The sequence below is a fragment of the Anaeromassilibacillus sp. Marseille-P3371 genome (assembly GCF_900169665.1).
Classification (GTDB): domain Bacteria; phylum Bacillota; class Clostridia; order Oscillospirales; family Acutalibacteraceae; genus Anaeromassilibacillus.
In genome coordinates this window covers 3,171,012-3,187,034 of record NZ_LT835157.1, presented here as the reverse complement: position 1 = coordinate 3,187,034, position 16,023 = coordinate 3,171,012, and the positions used below count along the sequence as shown (strand labels likewise).

Here is a 16,023-nt window from a genome sequence, read left to right as displayed (position 1 = left end):
CGAAGGAAGGCGCCCTTTACAATATCTTGTGTTTATGATGCGATCATGGTAGTTGGATAAATTTGCCTATAGAGGCAAGCAAGACAGACTATCACGATGGCGTGTCAGGTTTTCCTGTATCGGAATGTAGGCAAGCAAGTCCAACCGTCAAATCCGTTATGACTTGTATTTGCCTATATCCTAATAGGCAAATACGGTTAGCCAATTTAGATTTCCAACAAGTGGTTGGAAGGCCGGCAAAGAATTTAGATTATGCGACTGACGCATAGCAAAGCAATTGAGCAGCCTGCCCGTCGAATGTACAATAGACGCCGGTCTTTTCTCCTGGGTTGCCAACCGCGTGAATCTGGTAGTAGTAATCATTACCGGAGCGGCGAACGATGGTTGCGCCCAGCACTTCACCGTTGCCAACCGAAAAATGCGGGGTAGTTCCCTGTGGTACCGTTACTTTCAAAGTGTAGGCCGCATTTTTTGGCAAAGAAACCGGAGCAGTGGTGTCGCTAACGGCCTTTATCTGTTTAGCAGGTGAATTCACGGCGGCTAGGTTCGCCTGGCCCTCTGTGAGCTGTGCGACGTCACTGACGAACGCATCCCCATATTTACCATTGTATGTCACAGAAATGTTGTGGCCACCGGAAGAAAGGTTCTTGACCAGAATCTTGCCCACAGAATTGGTCTTGGCCTGGACGGATTTTCCGCCATCTACCTGTACAGAAATGGTAGCATTGCCCAGCGGGCTGGAACCGTCCATCACTTGAATGGTTGTTTCATAATTGGCGGGGATCTGACCGTTGTTCACCATACGGATACGTTTTTGTAACGCATAGGTAAAACTTCCACCACCCTGCTCGGTAAGTTGGCGGATATAATCTGCCGTGACAAGGTCCAACGCAGAACCTTCCGCCACATAGGGCAGACCGGCCAGCATGGTATAACCATCGCCTCCGGCAACCTCAAAATCGTTGGAGACAAGTAGGAGTTTTGTGGTTGTGTCGTTACGGTTCAATTTTTGGGTGTCCTTTCCATTGGAATCCAACAACACAATTTCGGTCACACGGCTTCCGACTGGCTTGGCGATGTCAAAGGTAAAGCGCATGCCGCCGACCTGCGGGAACGAACCCTCGGCAGAGGTAAATGCACCATCTTTTGCCTCATTTTTTACGCCATTTTCCAAAGCAGCATAGAGTTTATCGGGCGTCACTTCCTTCACAGACAAGGAGTTGCCAAAAGGAAGGACATTGATGACATCACCGACGGTAATCTTTCCGGCGGGAATGGTCGTACGCACGCCGCCACCATTTTCCAGGGAGACCATCGGCAGGTTTTCATACTGCGTTTGACCGGCAATCAGCTCTTTTCCTCCATAGATCATTGCATCCGCAATGAGGCTACCAAGGTTTGTCTCACCCACACGGCAAATGTTCATTCCATGGTAGGTGCCTCCATACAAGCTGGTATCGGTAAAACCGACCTCCTGCTCCAGCGTGGGAGCCAGAGCCTCAGCCATACGATCATACAGGGCGGTGACGGTTGCGTCTGCCTGGAACTGTTTTCCCACCTCGGCGGGGGTGAGGTTCGACGCCGTAATCGTCAGATTGCCGGACGAATCAAAGGAGAGCACCATCTTTCCAAGGTTGGCGGCGCCGGTACCCGTCTGCTGGATGACCGTATTGCCGACTTTGGTGCTTTCGGTGCTGTGGCTATGCCCATCGATAATCGCGTCAATTCCTGCCACCTGTTGCGCGATTTCATGGCTGGTGGGCTTGCTGGCCCCGTCGATTCCCACATGCATGATGCCGATGATTGCATCTGCTTTCTGCGCCTGTAAGGCCGAAACTTGGGCTTTTGCAGTTGCAATTTCGTCGGCGAATGTCACACCCTTTAGGTTGTTCGGATTGGTTTTATAAGCGGTCTCTGTGGTAGAGATACCAAAGAAACCGATTTTCTTACCTGCGACAGTTTTTATAAACCAGCCGCCATTTTCATCATAGAGGTCTCCCGAACCCTTTGTCTTGGCGCTGTTGACCCCTTTTAGAAGAGTCTGGCCGTTGTCCATTGCGTTTGCAGCCACAACGGGGAAACCGGCCAACTTGGCGTTCGACAGTGCCGCATCGCGGCCATAATCGAATTCATGGTTGCCCAATGTCATACCGTCGTAACCAGCCGCATTCATCAGTTTGATGATGTCTGCGCCTTGGCTGTAGGTAGCCAAGGCAACGCCTTGGGTGGCGTCGCCCGCGTCGATCAGCAGGGAGTTCGGCGTGTTGGCCTTGACGTTTTTCAATACATCCATACCGATCTGTGTGAGCGTCCCGTCCTCCGCATAAGTGCTGTTCACTTTTCCGTGGATGTCGTTGGTATGATAGATCGTCACGGTTGTGGAACTCGCAGCAAAAGCGGCCGTACCACAAAATGTACCGAATACTAGGGTCAATATAAGCATTAGGGAAACGAACCGGGAACTCTGCTTTACAGACATTCTGTTTTACCTCCTTCATAGAAACAAAACCTTTTCGTTTGTATGGGTTCCATTTCGGATACACTGCCGATTGTCACAGTGGTCCAACAAAATTTAGAATAGCACAATTTGGTAGGAAATACAATTCTCCCTTAAAATTTAAGAAATTGGTAAGGCGTCCTTTTCAAAAGTAGCCGTAAAATAGCTTTTATAATAGGTATCATAAGTGAAGAGAGTGTCTGGAAACAATGGAGTGAAGAAGTTCTTTCGACAGAGACTCTTCCGCAAGTTATCAGAAAAACATAAAATAGCCTTCACACAGCGGTCACATTGTATTGGCATAATAAAAGCACACCGAGGGGGATGAAAGAAACCCAAGGGTGCATGAAGAAAACAATCGACTTGCGATAAAGGTTCTCTGGGAAAGGAAATGAGCTTATGTATAATCCGAATGAAATGGACAATACTCAAAACGAAGGGTTAAACATCCCGCAGGAAAACAAGTTGGAGGCGGACGCCGCTTCCACAGAGCAGAATGCCGCTGAAAAGGCTGTGGCGGAAGAAAAGAACGAGCCGGTACAGACAGCTCCGGAAGCTGTACAGGGTCAGGAAGGCCATACAAAACCGGCCTCAAACGAAATGCCTGCCGGACAGCCGCAGGCGCCGTCTTATCATTCTGCTTATACGAATCCAGCCAGCTATACCAGTTATCAGGCAAACTATGGCCAGCAGCCGTACAATGCTTACAACAATCAACCGGGGAATGGACCCTATCAAAACACTTATGGCGCCTATCCCAATGCAAACGGGCAGCATGAGTACAGCGGCCATCAGAATCAGGTGATGTGGCAGGGAGACTACTACCACAGCTACCAAAACCCATATGCACAGGCCGCACCAAAGCCGCAAAAACCTAAGAAAGAAAAGAAGCCGATGTCCAAGGGTAAAAAAACCGCCTTGAAGGTTCTTGCAGGGGTTATGGCGTGTTTGATGGTTTCGGTTGGTTCGATCGGCGGCTTTGTTGCCCTCATCAACAACGGATACATTTCCGTCAATAACTCTGGCAGCTCTACGGAACCCGCGTTTACCATCAATAAATTGGTGGGAAACAGTCAACCGACTAGCACGGTTTCGGGGGAACTCACACCCCAGGAGGTGGCGAAGAAAGTCATTCCTTCCGTCGTGTGTATTCAAAACTATCAAAACACCAACAATAGCAACATTCTGTACTTCTTTAATGGGGTACCGCAGAATGGGCAGGCCGGCGATGAAGTATCCCCGGCAAGCGAAGGTTCTGGAATCATTGCCACAAGCGATGGATATATCATCACCAATGCGCATGTGGTAGAAGGAGCCTCTTCTCTGAAAGTGATTATGTCTGACGGCAAAAGTTATGAGGCAAAGCTGGTTGGCAGCGATAATATCACAGACTTGGCCGTCATCAAAATAGAGGCCACCGGTTTGCAAGCCGCTGAATTTGGTTCTTCCAGCGATTTGGAGGTTGGCGATACCGTGATGGCAATTGGCAATCCAGGCGGTCTGGAACTGAGTTCCAGCGTAACGCAAGGAATTGTTTCAGCGTTGAACCGCCAGATCACCAGCAGCGATTCAGGTTACACCATGGACTGCATCCAGACGGATACAGCGATCAATCCCGGAAATTCCGGCGGTGCTCTGGTGAACATGTACGGCCAGGTGGTCGGCATCAACTCGAGTAAGATCGTGGCAGAGGGCTTTGAGGGATTGGGATTTGCTATCCCGATTGACGACGCCCAATCTGTCATCAGCAATCTGAAGGAGTACGGTTATGTCAAAGACAGAGCGGTGCTCGGGATTACTGGCCAATATCTGGACAGCATGTCGGCCCGTTTCTACGGTTTGACGCCGGGCATGTATGTGGCATCCATCAACAATGAGTCCGTTGCGAATGCGGGGATCACTCAGGGATGCATCATCACCAAGATTGACGATACGGAAGTTACCAACAGTACGACCATCACCTCCTATGTCAGCAAGAAAAAGCCAGGTGATAAGGTAACCCTGACAGTCGTCAACGATTTAACCGGTAAGACTTTCACTGCAGAAGTGACACTGGTACAGGCCAGTGGCCAATAATTGCTTACAAGACTCTTTTTCATAAATTCTTCCTTATCCAAACCGGGAGGGGCGGGGCCGTAAGGCTCCGCCCCTTTCGGCTTTATGCGGGGTTCCCACAAAGGAACCAGTAAGTAGTTCATTCAGGGAGCAATGCAAAGGTTTTCCAAATGGAATACAAAGTACAGAAGGGCGGCCGGAAAAACATCGCAAAGAAACCGACTGGACGAACGGAAGGGAAAGGCGGTAAACAGTGGCCTTCGGGAGATCGGGGAAAGGGGAGACCAAAAAGGAATCGGAAAGGAAAACGGCTAGCAAATTAAAAAGGAAAACAGGATGTCGTTCCCAAAAAGGCGGAGTGGTGGAAGAATGGAAATAAAAAAGACGCCCTGCGGGAAATTCCGCAGGGCATCGTTTGTGTACCGGTAGTAGGTTTTTGACGGGAGGGCTCTGCTCTATGGGGCTTGCCTTTGGTAACGCCAGGAAAGCGGGCGGTCGAAAGTAGCGGAAATTACCGCACAGGTATGTAGTCGATAACGGCCTCTTCTTCCGTTGCCTCCAATTTAAAGATGACTGGGCGTAGGCCGTCGTTGCAGCTACAAATGGCTACCCCCGGCTTGCGAATCCAGTCGCCATAGTAAAAGAGGCCCTCTCCAGCGCCATGTGCTAGAGCGAATACGTACTGGTAAATGGCTTTCCAAGCTTCGTCGCAGAACCCTTCCGGCTTGGCATAATCCGCATAGAATACCTGCCCTGCCTTCAGCATGGGACAGGCAGTCAGACCTTCTATTCCATACTCGTTTGCCAATTCTTTGTCCAACGTGGTTTTTAATACGGTAATCCGTACTTTTTTCATACAAGATCCCCCCCCGATAGACTAATTTGATACCCTTTCTGGTGTGCGATTGGAAAGTGCCTCGATTTCTTGTAACCACAGCTTTGCGCTTGCATCGCTGGGCATACGCCAATCGCCGCGTGGAGAGAGCGCTACGCTGCCCACCTTTGGTCCATCCGGCAAACAAGAGCGCTTAAACTGCTGCGCAAAGAAACGTCGGTAAAAAATAAGCAGCCATTTTTGGATCGTTTCTGCATCATAAGTGCCGGCAAATGTGCGAAGCGCCATGCGATAGATTTTTGCCGGTGAAAATCCAAAGCGAAGCATGTGGTAAAGGAAAAAGTCGTGCAGCTCATAAGGACCGACAAGGTTCTCCGTCTTTTGTGAGATTACGCCATCCACAGGGGGAAGCAGTTCCGGACTGACAGGCGTGTCCAGAATATCTTCCAATACATCACAGAGCGCTCCGCCCGCTTGCTGGGCCGCATAGTGCACCAGATGGCGTACCAAAGTTTTGGGGATGGATGCATTGACCGCATACATGGACATGTGGTCCCCATTGTAGGTCGCCCAACCGAGTGCCAATTCTGAGAGGTCCCCCGTACCGATGACCAGGCCGCCGTTTTGATTGGCCAAATCCATCAAGATCTGCGTGCGCTCGCGCGCCTGTGCGTTTTCATAGGTTACATCGTGCACAGACGGGTCGTGGCCGATGTCGCGAAAATGCCCGCTCACAGCATCGTGGATGGATACTGTGTCGAAGGCCACTCCCAGGAGACCGGCGAGCTGTTCTGCATTGCCTTTTGTGCGCCCGGTTGTCCCAAAACCGGGCATCGTGACAGCCAGGATGTCCTTGCGCGGAAGCTGGAGCGCGTCAAAGGCCCGCACCGTTACCAATAAGGCCAGTGTGGAATCCAATCCTCCGGAAAGGCCTACCACTGCGTGGCGAACACCCGTGTGTTCCAAGCGGGTTTTTAATCCCGCCGCTTGCAGGTGCAGGATCATTTCACAGCGCCCAAAGAGGTCCTGTGCATCCTGTGGGACAAATGGCAAACGCGCAAATGAGCGTGTTATGGGAAAGTCCGGAAGTTCCAACGAGAAAGGAATGGGAGCCGGTCCATCGAAACGGTTGTTCCAAGTATTGGCGCGCCGGCGCTCCTGCATCAGACGCTGTAGATCGATTTCTGCGCAGGTTAGCCCTGTAGTGAATGGCTGGCTCTCCGCGAGGATGCCGCCGTTCTCTGCGATTAGATTGTGACCGGCAAAGACCAGATCGGTGGTGGATTCCCCCTCCCCGGCATCCGCATAGGCATAGGCGCAGAAGAGGCGTGCGGATTGATCGCGCACCAGGCCGCGGCGGTAATTTGCCTTGCCGATGACCTCATCGCTGGCAGAGGTGTTCAGCAACAGCGTTGCACCTGCCTGGGCCATATGAGCGCAAGGCGGTTCTGGCACCCAGAGATCCTCACAAATCTCAACACCCACGGTGAATTCCGGCGTTTCCATACAAGTATAGACGAGTTCACATCCCAAAACGGTCTCTTGCCCGCAAAATGTGACCGGAACCGGGGTAGGGGGCGCAGGAGCAAAGTGACGCGCCTCATAGAATTCACTGTAGTTCGGAATATGGCTTTTGGCAGTAAGGCCCAAAAGTTTTCCCTGGCAGAACACCGCAGCGACATTGTAGAGAGAGGAGCCGAATGCGGCGGGAAGCCCTACGACGGCGAGCAGCGGGTATGCTTTGCTCTCCTCCAACAATTCACCAAGCGCTTGTTCAGCTGCCTGGAGCAGGGTCGTATCGTGAAAGAGATCACCACACGTATATCCGGTCAGGCAAAGTTCCGGAAATACAATGGCGCCAACATGCTGTTCGGCAGCGGTATGCAAAAGCGCCGATATTGCCTCCTTGTTAAAATCACAATCAGCCACACGAATGTGCGGAGTAGCTGCTGCAACTCGAAGGAAACCGTCATTTTTCATAATAGACATCCTTTCTCGTTCCAATTTCCTGAGATTCATGAAATATAGATTAGCATTTCCATTCAGAAGAAAGAAAACCGCCTATATCCGGTCCGGTTGAAAAACAACAGAGGACCTTTTGTTCGGGGTACCGAAGGCGAATCCCCTTGGAAAAATACAGAATAACCGGGACTGTTTTCCAGTGGTTTTACGCAAGAAAAAGGCGATGCAGACGCCTGCATCGCCGATGACGTCCGTATCAGCGGACGGAATAGTCCTTTTCCAATTTTTTATCCGTTGGTGTACACACAACGTCCGGCAACTGCGGGGATAGAGGATCAAAAGTTTCCGCAGTGTAGTGCCGCATTGCGCGGTTGATACGCCGCATGTTTGCAATACATCCACGGATGGATTTCTTTTCGTTGTGCATGCGAAGGACATACCAGTAACAGCATAGAGAAGTCTTTCGCGTCAATGCCAGATAGCTTTTGCGGTACTTTTCGAACTGGCCGCTCTTTTCCAGAGAGACGCGGACCATTGCGACAGCTCGGATAAAATCATTGATCTTACTGGCATTGATGGTGGCGAGCGTGCTTCCGCTGCGCTGTACATAATAGTAAAGCGGCTCATCCAAAACGACAACGCGTTCGGCATGTGCAAAGACACGATTTGCAGTAGCCATATCTTCAAAGGCAATGCTGGGAAATTGGATGTTATAGTCGGTAAATAGAGAACGCTTGTACATCTTATTCCACACAAGGCTCTGAATCTGTAGGTCGCGCAAAAGTTTATTCATAGCCTCTTCGCGGGTCAAAACCCCTCTGCATCGAAAGGGATATTCCATCGTGAACCCCGAACTGGCATATTGATAATAGTAATAACAGCAGGCAATCTGCGCATCGTTTTCAACGCAAGCACCGTAAAGACGCTCTAGAAAGTTCGGCGCCACATAGTCGTCGCTGTCAATAAAACAGATGTATTCTCCACGCGCAAGGCTTAAACCGCGGTTGCGCGCCTTGGACATGCCCCGGTTTTCCTGATCGACCACCGTGACAAACTCATATTTTTGCTCAAACTCGCGCAAAATGTCCAGGGAACGATCGGTGGAACCATCGTTTACAGCAATGATTTCACGATCCTGAAAGGTCTGTTCTACAAGGCTGGTAAGGCATTTGCGCAGAAATTTTTCCACGTTATAAACAGGAATAATAATGCTGACCGTGGGCGCTTTTGCTTCCATCTTTAGACAGGCCTCCTTTCTTTGATCTCGGGTTACTTCCGTACGGGATTATCCGACGGGGGTGATTGACGCCTCCGGGTCCGGTTGTACATCCGCTGCGGAAGAGGTCCCCGTTTCTGGAACGGCGGGCACAACGGTACCATCTGTCGCCGCGGGGGGCTGTTCCGAAGAGGATGCAGGCGGCTGTTCCGTTGTCGGTGGCGTCGTAACGGCGGGCTCACTGCTCGCCGCTGGCGGAGTGGAAGTCGCCGGTGGAGTAGTTGCCCCCGGTGTAGAAGAAGCTGGCGGCGCAGTGGATTCCGGGGCCGACGAACTCGGCGTCTGGCTGTTGGATGGCGTGCCGTTTACTGGCTTGCCCGTATAATCCACCAGAACCGCAGTCTTAGGATCGGTGTCCGGCCCGATCGAGTAGTAAGCCGGCGCCGGACGATAATAAGAATTCGGGAGCTTTTCGGTCTTGACTACCTGGCCGTTTTTGTAATAAATACGCTGCGCACTGGCGCGGTATCCTTCGCGCGGTTTCGCATCGTAATGCTTGGTTCCCTTGGCCATGGATTTATCCACGGTATACTTCGGTTCGGATACAGGCGGAATGGTTTCTGTCAACTGGGATGTAATCTCGATATTATCATAATCCGGAGATTGATATCCATACATGGTGACGGTCAATGTTTTCCCACTCATACCTGCAGAAATATACAAAGGGTAATTTGTTGGGTTTTTAAACACAAAGTTTAAATCCGGATAACTAACAGCTGCGTCCTGGCCGATTGGGCAATACGTCGCCTTAATCGAATGGGACGAGCGCTGAACAATCTCCATAGCTGACCGAAGAGCGGCTCCATAAATCGTGGTGCTCGTCTGGCAGACACCGCCGCCATAGGATGGAACAAACTTGCCGTTGACAATCGCATTCGCCTTTTTGTATCCTTTTTCTGGCGTTGTATTTCCAACCACCTGCCAATAATCAAAGGATCCCCCCGCGGGGATGCAAGTGCCGTTCACAGCTTCTAATGCAAGCTTCATATTAATATTTCCATCACTGGTGTTGGTCGATACGGTGCTGTAGGTCCCCAGTTTTTTCATATTGGCTTTGAGCTCGGCCGCTGAAACTTGATAGGAGGTTTCTGCCACAGGAATGGCGACGGTCCCGGCTTCCTCTTTTTGAAGGAGAGCCTCCACCTGTGCGGTGAGTGCATCGATGTCTACGGAAACGCCATTCTGTCCTTCCTCGAAGGTAAAGGTTTCGCTGGCCGGATCAAACGACTGAACGGTCGCATCCTTGGCCGGTTGGTTGACCTCCTGCGTGAGTGTAGTCAGAGTTTCTTTCAAGGAGGTGGTATCGGGTGTCGCTGTAATTTCATAGGATTTAGGCTGTGTTTCCAAGTCGGAGAGCGTGGCTGCATCCGCCTGCTTAACAAACCCAAAAGCTTCCTGAAGCACAGCATCCGTGTTATACGTAAAGGAAAGATCGGACCCGGTGAGAGCCCAACTTTTCTCGCCATATGTGAGAGTGATGTCGCAGATAGCCAGCGAAGGTTCTACGGCCTTGACCGCCGCGGTAGCTTCTTCCAAGGTCATTCCGTTGAGATCAATGCCTTCGACTACAATCCCCTTTGGGAATGTGGTTCGCTCAGTGATTTGCCCTTCACCTGGCTCAGTGGAGGAATCCTGTGGACTGCCGAGCATCTGAATGCCGGCGCCGATCACGCAGATCACTAGGACCGCTGCAAGAACACAGCCGCCGATAATCCACCATTTTTTGCGGTCTAGATGGGACGCACCGGAGTAAATGTCGCGTCCACTGTCTTTTTGGCCTCTGTAATATCTTCTACCGCCCATTCGGTGCCTCCCTCTCTTGTATCAGCTGTCCGCGGCCGCGTTTTGGCGCGCCAACGGAAGTCCCTGCGGATTTAATAGTATGATATAACTTTTTTGAAAAAAAGTAAAGTTACAGCTTTATCATTAATCACGCCAATTCCTGGCGGAATACTTACCATTCCATTTTTGCAGGAAAAACACGGCAATCCAGAGAAAAAATGAATAAGGCTCAGGAATATTCCGGCGGGCTATTGCACGGAAACAGTTCCCAAGGTCCCCATATTGAGAAGATTTCCTGGTTCGTGTTGAATCGCCTTGAATATATGATATAATAAAGGAATCAAAAGAGTTGTCGAAATCATCCAGGGCGGAATAAAATCGCGAAAGAAAATGGGTTTCGCTGTCCGAAGGAGGGTCATTGTGAAAATATTGATTCTATCCGCCGCTACAGGAGGTGGGCATCTGCGCGCCGCGCAGGCCGTTCAGACATGCCTGCGGGAAAACGAACCGCAATGGCGTGTCGAAGTGGTGGACGCACTCAAATGTGTAGGGTCCCTATTGGATAAGACATGCTGCGATGGCTACCGCTTCTTGGCAACAAAAACGCCAAAGGTCTTTGGACAACTATATCGTGCAACAAACGAAGAGAGCGTTCTCAATACACTGATGACGCATTTCAGCGGCCTGCTCGGCCTGCGGTTGTTGCCGATGCTCCGTGAACAGGCGCCGGATCTCATTTTATCCACACACCCGTTTGCCACAGAAATGATCTCCCATTTGAAGGAGAAGGGCCTTGTACAGGCGCCTTTGATTTGTTTGATGACGGACTATGGGCCGCATCGCGCCTGGATTGCGCGGCAAGTGGATGCCTATGTGGTGAGCAATGAAGATATGGTGCCGGAGATGGTGGAGATGGGGGCGCCGCGCGATATTATCTATCCGTTTGGTATTCCGGTAAACGATGTGTTCTTCAGCAAGGAGAACAAGGCGGCGCTGCTCCAGGAGATGGGACTGGAGCCGGATGTGCCGACGATCTTGTTCATGGCGGGAAGCTTTGGGGTGTCCGGAATCATGGATATTTACCGCGAAATTGCCGCACAGGACATTGTTTTTCAGATTATCGTCATCACAGGAAGAAACCAAAAGCTCTACGAGGCATTTGCGGAGGAATTGGCCAAGAGCAAACGCCGGACAAAGCTGGTCTACTTTACCGATGAAGTGGACAAGTATATGCATGCAGCAGATCTTTTGGTGACAAAGCCTGGCGGGCTGACCGTCTCAGAGGCGTTGGCGTGCGACATCCCTCTGGCGGTATTTGATGCTATCCCGGGCCAGGAGGAGGATAATGCGCAATTCCTGCTTTCCCACAATATGGCGGTGCGTATTCAAGCAGGGGAGAGCTGCGGAAAGACCATCCGCATTGTTTTGGCGGACAACCGGCGGCTAGAGGATATGCGCTCCTCCTGCGAGCGTTTTGATAAGTCCCAATCCGGGAAAAACATTCTCTGGTTGATCCGTTCACTCACCGGAAAGGAGAACGCCCCATGAAAATCTTACTTTTGTATGCCGCTGCGGGGGGCGGACATAAACGTGCTGCACAGGCGATGGAGGCCTATTTTCAGGAGCATCTGCCGGGTGCGCAGGTCCGAGTGGAGGACGCGCTTCAGCATGTGGGACGCGCGGTGAACGCGCTCTGTTGCGATGGATATAAATTTTCCGCAAAACATGCTCCACAAATCTTCGGCTCCCTGTACCACAGCACCAACCGCGATACCAAATTTGCCGGTTTGTTGCCGCGCGTCAATGGAATGTTGGCCCGGAAGCTCTTGCCATTGATCGAGGAATTCCAACCGGATGTGATCCTGGATACGTATCATTTTGCCGGGCAGATGGTTTCCCGTTTAAAGGAGCAGGGCCGGGTTTCGGCGCCTCTGGTAAACGTTGTGACCGACTATGGACCCCACATGGCGTGGCTTGCGCCGGAGGTGGATGCCTATGTGGTAGCGACAGAGTCCCTGCGCGATGACTTTGTACAGATGGGCGCGCCCCAGGAGAGAATTTATCCGTTTGGAATCCCGGTATTCGAGTCCTTTTATCGGGAGGAGGATCGGGCCGAGCTTTTGCGCGGAATGAACCTTTCGCCGGATCTGCCCACGGTGTTGATTATGGCGGGAAGCTTTGGAGTGAAAAATATTCTAGGCGTATACCGCGATATTTCCACGCTTGGTACGGATTTCCAGGTGATTGTCATTACCGGCAAGAATCGGAAACTTTATGAGGCATTTCGCAGGGAACTGCCGAACAGTCCGAAACCGACCCACTTGGTCGAATTTACAACAGAAGTACAAACGTATATGCATGCGTCCGACCTGCTCATTACGAAGCCCGGCGGGCTGACGGTTTCAGAAGCGTTGGCCAGCGGGTTACCTATGGCTGTATTTGATGCGATTCCGGGGCAGGAGGAGGACAATGCACAATTTTTGCAGGCGCACAGTATGGGGATTCGGCTCAAGAGCGGTGCGAGCTGTGCGTTTGCGGTGCGGTCCCTTTTACAGGACCCACGCCGTTTGGCGGATATGCGCGCTGCTTGTAAAGCGTTTGACAAGTCGGATTGTTGTAAAAATATCCTGTTGTTGCTACAGAAACTAACGAATGGGAAGAGGGAGTCAATTTGAAACCAAAATTTCGAATCAGCCTGTTTGGCTACGGTATTTTAGGGGTTGCCGTCCTGGTCCTGATGCTGTTTGAGATCAAAGATGGAAACGCCCCGATGATCGGTCTGGATGTATTTTTGCTGGCCTTTATCGTCTATATGATCTATAAAGGCGTGAATAGTACCGGCAAGGATTCATCCACCAAGAAAAAATAAAAACGTTATGGACAAGGAGGCTGCCTTGTCGAGGGAAAATCGGTGTGGTTTCCTGATTACATATGGAAAACAGCGGGTGAACCTGCGGAACATGGAAAAGAGGGTGGCCCAAAGCTATGAATTTTTCGAGTCATAGGAAAGGGGCATCCTCTTTCTGGAAAAATATTTGCGTTTAAAAAAGCGAGGGTATCTTTCAAGTCACTTCATGACTTTTGGGATACCCTCTTCTTTTTTTGGAAAATATAGATGCATTTATCCTTGCGTTGGATATTAAAAATAAATTATTGCAAAATACAGTTTTTTAAAGTTTATATAAAAACAAATTATATGAAATGTATGGTGTTTTTTAAAAATTTAATCATCTCAATTTCTTGTTTAGTAGGTATAGTATCAGAAAGAAAAATCGCACATATATTCATCTTGAACTCATTACCTATTACCGGAATATAATAAAATTCTGGATTTTTTGAATGAGATGTAAGGGTTAAAAGAGAAATATGTTTATTATTTTTCAGTACTAAAAATAATTCATCTCTATTCTGTACTTTTAGAGAACGCTTAGAGTCATATATATTTCTAAGCACAGATTTTTCAGGCACTGCTGTATAATAAGTTAAAGGATATTCAAGGGTTTCACTGATAGAAATACTTTTTTTACCAGCAAGGGAATGAGTCTGGCTAACAATAGCGTATATTTGTACGGCTTCAAAAAGCATAAGATACTGCAAACTATATTGCTTTATTTCCTCTGCAAATTCGTTTAAATCTGCTTGATATACTGGCATAATTCCTATACGAACCTTTTGAGATACAACGTCATTTATTGTTTCAGATGGCTCTGTCCTGCGGAGCATATCAGAAACTAAAAAGCCCTGATCTTGAAATTTAAGAAGTGCTTCAAGAATATATGATAAATAAATAAATGAAATAGAAACTGTTTTATTATTAGTGGAGGACAGGTCTTCTATTTTTTTATATTCTGCAATAATATTTTGAGCTATTTTGATAAATTCCTCTCCTTTTTCAGTTAATTTCACACCTTTTGGTGTCCTCATAAAAATTGTAAATCCTAATTCTTTCTCACATCGTTTTACAATGTTATTTAATGAGGGTTGAGAAATATACAGCCTTTGTGAAGCTTTGTTAATGGAACCACATTGAGAAATAGCAATGAGTTGTTTTAAATGATGTATTTCCATGATTTTAATTTCCTTTCAGTTATAATGTATATGTTATAACTGATATAAAATTATACTTTAAGACAAACATATAAAAAAGAGATAAAATAATTATTGTAAAAATTTCAAGAAAGAGAGTGAGAATATGTATTCTTCAATTTATACTGAAAGTACAGTGATGTATAATGAGCTTATAGAATGGCGCAGAGAACTTCACAAAATACCTGAATTGGGACTTGAACTTCCTCAAACTGTTTCTTTTGTGAGAAAAAAGTTGACAGAATTTGGTATTCCATTTGAGACAAAGGTCAACGGAAATTGTGTTATTGGTTATGTGGGTTCAGGAGATAGATGTTTACTTCTTAGAGCAGATATGGACGGATTGCCTATGCGTGAAGAAAGTCATCTATCTTTTGCTTCACAAAATGGCAATATGCACGCTTGTGGGCATGATATACATACGACTGCTTTGTTAGGAGCCGCTAAGATATTGAAAAAGCACGAAAAGGAATTAAAAGGAAAAATAAAATTATTGTTTCAGCCTGGGGAGGAAACATTTGGAGGCGCACAGGCTGTTATGTCTGAAGGAGTACTGGAAAATCCTAAGGTAGATTCAGCTTTTGCAACCCATGTAGCGTCCGTTATTCCCGTAGGAACAATCGCTTATGGCACTTTGACGGCTGCTTCTATTTGGGGCTTTAAAATAACGATAACGGGAAAAGGTACGCATGGTGCCATGCCTCAGAATGGAGTAGACCCTATCAATGTTGGAGTTCACATTTATCAGGCATTGCAGGAGCTAATTGCGCGTGAATGCGCTCCTGATAAGGAAGTAACATTGACAATAGGGCAATTCAGTTCTGGAACAGTAGGCAACATTATTCCAGAAACGGCTGTTTTGCAGGGAACACTTCGTACATTTAACAGTGAAATAAAACAATATTTAATTACAAGGATTAATGAAATCGTAAAAAATATCTCTAGTGCCTTTCACGCAGAAAGCAAAATAGATACTTTAACCGATACACCTGTCCTCTGTTGTGATGAAAAAAGAAACGAGGAAATCGTCAAAGCGTTAGAATCTATGAATCCAGAATTTAATATAGTATCTGGACTACATATAACTGCGTCTGATGATTTTGCAATATTTGCAAATAAAATACCGTCTTCTTACTTTGTAATTGGAGCTAAAGAGGATTCAGACACTATTTACGCGCATCATAATCCGAAAGTATGCTTCAATGAACAAGTTTTGCCAATCGAAACTGCGGCATATGCGTGTGTGGCTATGGATTGGGAATAATTTAGAAAACAATAAAAGAGCAAGGGAAATACACGCTTTTTGTGCAATCGCCCTGCTCTTTTTCTGTCATATCAAAGATCATTCAATCATAGTTAATTCGTGGTAAAATAGTTGATTTTTTAGTTGATGAATAGTCCTTAAACGCTGTATTTACGCAGATAATTGGATTTTTATATCAGGTTTGCTTACATTTAAAAAATGATTTTACCATGAATTTACTGCAATGGAGGGAGCTTCGCATGACAGGAAAATGTGTCGCGGCTTCC

At 48.2% G+C, this 16,023-nt stretch carries 11 protein-coding genes; 5 read left to right on the top strand and 6 right to left on the bottom strand.

Annotated features, from left to right (window positions below; genetic code table 11):
* Positions 1-250 precede the first annotated feature (250 nt).
* Positions 251-2,479 (bottom strand): bifunctional metallophosphatase/5'-nucleotidase, encoded by a 2,229-nt coding sequence (locus tag B9Y59_RS13450; RefSeq protein WP_085534090.1) that lies wholly within the window; start codon positions 2,477-2,479, stop codon positions 251-253.
* A gap of 417 nt (positions 2,480-2,896) precedes the next feature.
* On the opposite strand from B9Y59_RS13450, the gene B9Y59_RS13445 reads away from it, so the two are divergent.
* Positions 2,897-4,573, top strand: a complete 1,677-nt coding sequence (locus B9Y59_RS13445) for a S1C family serine protease (protein WP_242967324.1) — start codon at positions 2,897-2,899, stop codon at positions 4,571-4,573.
* Between the two features lie 490 nt (positions 4,574-5,063).
* Here B9Y59_RS13445 and B9Y59_RS13440 read toward each other — a convergent pair whose 3' ends face one another.
* The 4 genes from B9Y59_RS13440 to B9Y59_RS13425 form a co-directional block, all read right to left on the bottom strand.
* Positions 5,064-5,408, bottom strand: a complete 345-nt coding sequence (locus tag B9Y59_RS13440) for a TIGR04076 family protein (protein ID WP_085534088.1) — start codon at positions 5,406-5,408, stop codon at positions 5,064-5,066.
* A 21-nt stretch (positions 5,409-5,429) separates the two neighbouring features.
* Complete coding sequence (locus tag B9Y59_RS13435; RefSeq protein WP_198945627.1) at positions 5,430-7,367, bottom strand: NAD(+) synthase; 1,938 nt, start codon at positions 7,365-7,367, stop codon at positions 5,430-5,432.
* Between the two features lie 238 nt (positions 7,368-7,605).
* Positions 7,606-8,586, bottom strand: coding sequence for a glycosyltransferase (locus B9Y59_RS13430; RefSeq protein ID WP_054323270.1), 981 nt, complete (start codon positions 8,584-8,586; stop codon positions 7,606-7,608).
* A 48-nt stretch (positions 8,587-8,634) separates the two neighbouring features.
* Positions 8,635-10,428, bottom strand: coding sequence for a VanW family protein (locus tag B9Y59_RS13425; RefSeq protein ID WP_085534083.1), 1,794 nt, complete (start codon positions 10,426-10,428; stop codon positions 8,635-8,637).
* Between the two features lie 399 nt (positions 10,429-10,827).
* Here B9Y59_RS13425 and B9Y59_RS13420 point away from each other — a divergent pair, with 399 nt between their 5' ends.
* The 3 genes from B9Y59_RS13420 to B9Y59_RS13410 are packed head-to-tail and all read left to right on the top strand — an operon-like array spanning position 10,828 to position 13,276.
* Positions 10,828-11,955, top strand: coding sequence for an MGDG synthase family glycosyltransferase (locus tag B9Y59_RS13420; protein ID WP_054323268.1), 1,128 nt, complete (start codon positions 10,828-10,830; stop codon positions 11,953-11,955).
* The gene (locus tag B9Y59_RS13415) at positions 11,952-13,082 is read left to right on the top strand and encodes an MGDG synthase family glycosyltransferase (RefSeq protein ID WP_054323267.1); all 1,131 of its coding nucleotides are present in this window, start codon (positions 11,952-11,954) and stop codon (positions 13,080-13,082) included. Before B9Y59_RS13420 ends, B9Y59_RS13415 begins: the two co-directional genes overlap by 4 nt.
* The gene (locus B9Y59_RS13410; RefSeq protein ID WP_054323266.1) at positions 13,079-13,276 is read left to right on the top strand and encodes a hypothetical protein; all 198 of its coding nucleotides are present in this window, start codon (positions 13,079-13,081) and stop codon (positions 13,274-13,276) included. The genes B9Y59_RS13415 and B9Y59_RS13410 overlap by 4 nt, the downstream gene beginning before the upstream one ends.
* A gap of 323 nt (positions 13,277-13,599) precedes the next feature.
* On the opposite strand, the gene B9Y59_RS13405 is transcribed toward B9Y59_RS13410, so the two are convergent.
* Positions 13,600-14,475: a LysR family transcriptional regulator gene (locus B9Y59_RS13405; RefSeq protein ID WP_085534081.1), complete on the bottom strand. Its 876-nt coding sequence runs from the start codon at positions 14,473-14,475 to the stop codon at positions 13,600-13,602.
* A gap of 124 nt (positions 14,476-14,599) precedes the next feature.
* On the opposite strand from B9Y59_RS13405, the gene B9Y59_RS13400 reads away from it, so the two are divergent.
* Positions 14,600-15,757, top strand: a complete 1,158-nt coding sequence (locus tag B9Y59_RS13400; RefSeq protein ID WP_242967323.1) for a M20 metallopeptidase family protein — start codon at positions 14,600-14,602, stop codon at positions 15,755-15,757.
* Positions 15,758-16,023 lie beyond the last annotated feature (266 nt).